Source organism: uncultured Clostridium sp. (genome assembly GCF_947039605.1).
Lineage (GTDB): Bacteria > Bacillota > Clostridia > Clostridiales > Clostridiaceae > Sarcina.
Window position 1 is genome coordinate 1 of record NZ_CAMQZG010000089.1, and the last position, 4,853, is coordinate 4,853.

The following is a 4,853-nucleotide window of genomic DNA, read 5'->3' on the forward strand; positions in this document are numbered from 1 at the left end:
AACTGCTGTACCAAGTGAAATATCTATATTAAATAAGTTAAACATTAGCATAGCTGATGCTACAATCCCAACATCATGTTTCATAGAAAAAGCTAATAATATTAATAAAACTATAAAGCTTAGAATTGAAATATTTAGTATGTTAAATGATTTAAGTTTAAATAATACAAACTTGCTATTCTCACCTTTATGAGAAGCACCTACTTCTAAGACTTTTTTGCAACCATTATAAATAATTGAGATATAAACGATTGAAAAAATTATCTGCAAGATAAGTCTTATAAACCAATAACTCATATGGAAAAATATTAAAAGAAGGGGAAAGTTATCAATGAGTATTGAAAAAAGTGAACTAAGAGTGACACCATCACTAAGTGAGCCGGTTATAACATCACTAAGGCCAGAACATACACTTGATAAAAGTAAATAAGTAATACCATAATAAGCTAAAGTTACAATCCCTACAGCAGCTATTATAGTAAGCATTTTTACAAATTTTAAAGTAGTATCAAATTCTTGTATAAAGATTTGATTATTATCAATATAATAATCAGTAAAAATACTGTTGTATTCGTAGACTATTATATTAGCACTTTCATCAGTATTAGTTTCTTTTTTGAAAAGTCTAGATGTTTTTCTATATATAAATAGAAATGAATTTTCAAGTTTTATGAATATATATATAAATACTTTAAATAAAGAAATATATATAATAGAGAATATTTGAGATAAAGGTTTAGCTAAATAAAATAATTTAGAAAAAGCTTTTAAACTAACATTAGATGAAATATTTCCTTGAGATAATGCACTACCTATTAAAATAGGTGAAATGATTGTTAGTAAAAAAGATAAAGTTATAAATATTGCATATAAAATATAATGTAAAAAAATCATAAAATAACTCCTTATAATTAAAGTAAGATTTATTATAACCAATTTTTAATAAAAATATTTCAAAGTAAAAATAAAAAATAAAAATAAAAATGGTAATATTTTAACGAAATAGCTTTATTATACTAGGTGGAATTAAAAATTTGAAAGAGATAAGCAATAATAAATAGAATTTTTATAAATAATATACTAGAAATATATTTTCGTAATAAGACATATATATAAGAAGTTACTAGCATATATATATCAGATAGAAAACATTTACCTTTAGTAGTGATGATAAAAGGTAGAAAATATGTAAAGTGAATTAGCATTCAGAAATATGAACTAATTGTATAAAATTTGTAATTTATAGTTGGTTTAAACATTTTCAATAGATTGTACATTTTCCTATGGTATCTTTATATTATGAACTAAGAGATAAAGAAGGAGAGAGTTAAAATGAGATGTGGAAATAATGAAAGTATTAATTTAGAAGGTAAATTACATGAGATAATAACTTATAATGTGGAGAATATGTCTGCATATAAATTAGCTGGATTCTTTAGAGAATTATTTGATAAAGCAACTTCAAAAGGTAAGGAAATAATAGTAAGAGCTGATAATGGTAATATACTTAATATCAAATCATATGAAGTATATTTTATACCTGAAAAGGGGTTTGAAAATTCAGCAAAGCAAAGAGATGATTTCTATGGGAAATTACAACTTTGTGTATTTGATCAAGATGGAAAAGAGCACGAGGTAGTATCATATGATGATTGCTATGAGAAAGAAGAGAATGTAAATGAAGTGAAAATAGATAAAGTGAAAATAATAGTTTCTGATGCAGTGGTAATAGAAGTTAAAACAGCATAAGAATATGTAAATCTTCTAGATGAAAAGTCTAGGGGATTTTTTTGATTAAATTAGTTAGCAGATTATATTAGAATTATAAGTAGAAGTATCTTTTTTTGCTAAAATACTTGATATTTGATTCGTTTAATTTTAATTTATATGTATTTTAACATTTTAAGTATATATCTATTATTAAAATTTTATTGACTTAAAGTTAATGATAACGTTAACTCTTCTTATAGACTATAATAAAACAAACAAAGGAGAAAATATATGAAATTAAATATTTTAAATAAAATAAATCAGCCTAAAGATTTAAAATCTCTTAATATTTTAGAGCTCAATGCTTTAGCAAATGAAATAAGAGAGGTATTAATTCATACTATAAGTTCAAAAGGAGGGCATTTTGGACCAAATCTTGGATTTATAGAAGGTACAATAGCATTACACTATGTATTTAATTCACCAGTTGATAAGATAGTTTATGATGTTTCTCATCAAGCTTATCCTCATAAAATGCTTACAGGTAGAAAAGATTTTTATATAAATAAAGAAAAATTCAAAACTTTAAAAGGATATACTTCACAAGATGAAAGTGAACATGATTTCTTTACTATAGGTCACACATCAACATCTATAAGTCTTGCATGTGGTCTTGCAAAAGCTAGAGATGTTAAAAATGAAACAGGAAATATTATTGCAGTAATAGGTGATGGTTCATTAAGTGGTGGAGAGGCATTAGAAGGACTTAGTAATGCTGGTGCATCAGATGAAAATATAATAATTCTTGTAAATGATAACGATATGTCTATTGCTGAAAATCATGGTGGTCTCTATAAAAATCTTGCATTACTTAGAGAGACAGATGGAAAAGCTGAAAACAATATGTTTACAGCATGGGGATTTGAATATCACTTTGTTAAGGATGGTCATAATATAGAAGATTTAATCAAAACTTTAACAAAGGTTAAAGATAAAAAACATCCTGTAGTAGTTCATGTTCATACAATAAAAGGAAAAGGATATGAGGATGCAGAAAAAAATAGAGAATCATTCCACTATGTTATGCCTTTTGATTTAGAAACTAAGAAACCTTTATTTACACCGAGTGGCAAAAATTATGGTCAAATTTGTGGCGACTTTTTACTAGAAAAAGCAAAAAAAGATAAGACAATAGTTGGAATAACAGCTGCAACACCTGGATTCCTTGGTATGAATCCTATAAGAAAAGAGCTTCCAAAACAATATGTAGATGTAGGCATAGCAGAAGAACATGCAATTGCACTTGCCTCAGCTATGGCGTTTAATGGTGCAAAGCCTGTAGCGGCATTTGCTAGTACATTTATACAAAGAACATATGACCAATTATCACATGATTTAGCTATAAATAATAATCCTGCTACTATATTAGTATATGGAAGTGGAATAACAGGTGCAGATGTAACTCATCATGGAGTATTTGATATTCCATTAATATCTAATATTCCTAATATAGTATATCTTGCTCCAACATGTAAAGAAGAAGTTTTAGCAATGATGGATTGGGCTATAGATCAAACTCAGCATCCTGTAGCAATAAGAATTCCAAATACTGAAGTTATTTCAAAAGGTGAAAAAATAGAAGCAAACTTTGATGAACTAAACAAATATAAAATGGTTCAAAAAGGTAGTAAAGTTGCTGTTTTAGGACTTGGAAAATTCCTTACACTTGGTGAAAAAGTAGTAAGTAAATTAAAAGAAGAGTTAAATATAAATGCAACACTTATCAACCCTAGATTTATAACAGGACTTGATGGACAAATGCTTAATAATTTAATGGATAATCATGATATTGTTATAACACTTGAAGATGGTACACTTGATGGTGGATTTGGTGAGAAAATCTCTAGATTCTATGGTTCTAAAGAGATGAAAGTTCTAAACTTTGGTGCAACAAAAGAATTTACAGATGGAGTTCCTTTAGCAGAACTTTACGAAAAATATCATCTAACAGATACTCTTATTGTTAATGATATAAAAGAAATTTTATAATCTAAAAAAGGGCTATACTCACTTTGGAGGTTTTACTTCATTGTGGTTTAGCCCTTTATTTTTTTGAAAAACTAACTACAAAGTTATTTACGTTAAATTTTTAAGGTATGATAGAAATTTGAATAAAAATGGGAATATATAGTATAATTTAAGTGGGATATTAATATGTATTCTCTTTTGTTATAGAGAATTTTAGGGGGAGAACTTATTGGAAAATGCAATAACTTTAGGAGTTTTTGATTCGTGGGAAGTATTATCAGATAGAACAATATTTAAAAAAATGGATAAATCAATTTTTGCAAGTAGAGAATCAGGTATACCAAAAGATATAAGAACTTTTTTTGAAGTTGAAGGATTAAAATATGGAGACAAAAAAGAACTAAGTGTTTATTATAATGAACGAATATTTGATGCAGATATTAGAGTTGATATAAAAAATAGAACCAAAATTTATTGGAAAGCTAGTTTAGCAGATATAATAAATAATGCATTTCCAAAAGCTTTAGAAAAATTTGTGTCTGGGGAGTACAATAAAGACTTTGCACCTCTTATGAAATTCACAAAGTTCGGTAGACTAACATATAGATTAGAATTTATAGATACAGGATTAGGACTAGAAGCAAAAGATGAACTTAGTCTACCAAAACCAGAATTAGAGGGACTTTTAGAGGGAGAAAAACTCTATAGAGTAAATAAATATTACGAGAGAAATGCAAAAAACAGACAAGATGCAATAAAATATCATGGGACTAAATGTTGTATATGTGGGTTTGATTTTGAAAAAATTTATGGAAAAGTGGGACAAGGTTATATAGAGATACATCATAAAACTCCATTATATACTTTAGATGAAAGTATTGTTATTAATCCTAAGATAGATTTAGCACCTGTCTGTGCTAACTGCCACAGAATGATTCACAGGGATAGAGATAATTTTAAAAGCATAGAAGAAATTAAAGAAATTATTGGTATAATGGTTTTATAATATTAAAAGATAATTTATTTTTTAGGAGTAAACTAATAGTTAGTAAATGTATACACAAATGTGTTTAAATATGTTGATATATACTCAAAGGAGTTGATTAACATAAACA

4 protein-coding genes are annotated in these 4,853 nt (G+C 26.6%); 3 read left to right on the forward strand and 1 reads right to left on the reverse strand.

The features are described from left to right. On the reverse strand, window positions 1-894 hold an 894-nt coding region (locus tag Q0V24_RS16895; protein ID WP_297523317.1), incomplete at its 3' end, for a hypothetical protein. A gap of 438 nt (window positions 895-1,332) precedes the next feature. On the opposite strand from Q0V24_RS16895, the gene Q0V24_RS16900 reads away from it, so the two are divergent. The 3 genes from Q0V24_RS16900 (at window position 1,333) to Q0V24_RS16910 (ending at window position 4,744) form a co-directional block, all read left to right on the forward strand. Further along, window positions 1,333-1,749, forward strand: a complete 417-nt coding sequence (locus tag Q0V24_RS16900; RefSeq protein ID WP_297523319.1) for a hypothetical protein — start codon at window positions 1,333-1,335, stop codon at window positions 1,747-1,749. Window positions 1,750-2,001: 252 nt separating this feature from the next. Continuing rightward, entirely contained in the window at window positions 2,002-3,759 is a 1,758-nt protein-coding gene (locus Q0V24_RS16905) for a 1-deoxy-D-xylulose-5-phosphate synthase (protein WP_297523321.1), read from the forward strand. Between the two features lie 208 nt (window positions 3,760-3,967). Further along, the gene (locus Q0V24_RS16910; RefSeq protein ID WP_297523322.1) at window positions 3,968-4,744 is read left to right on the forward strand and encodes a hypothetical protein; all 777 of its coding nucleotides are present in this window, start codon (window positions 3,968-3,970) and stop codon (window positions 4,742-4,744) included. Window positions 4,745-4,853: the final 109 nt, after the last annotated feature.

What these genes read in the sequence shown, in the direction of transcription:
- Q0V24_RS16905 (WP_297523321.1), top strand. Translation starts at nt 2,002, where the DNA reads ATGAAATTAAATATTTTAAATAAAATAAATCAGCCTAAAGATTTAAAA.
- Q0V24_RS16900 (WP_297523319.1), top strand. Translation starts at nt 1,333, where the DNA reads ATGAGATGTGGAAATAATGAAAGTATTAATTTAGAAGGTAAATTACAT.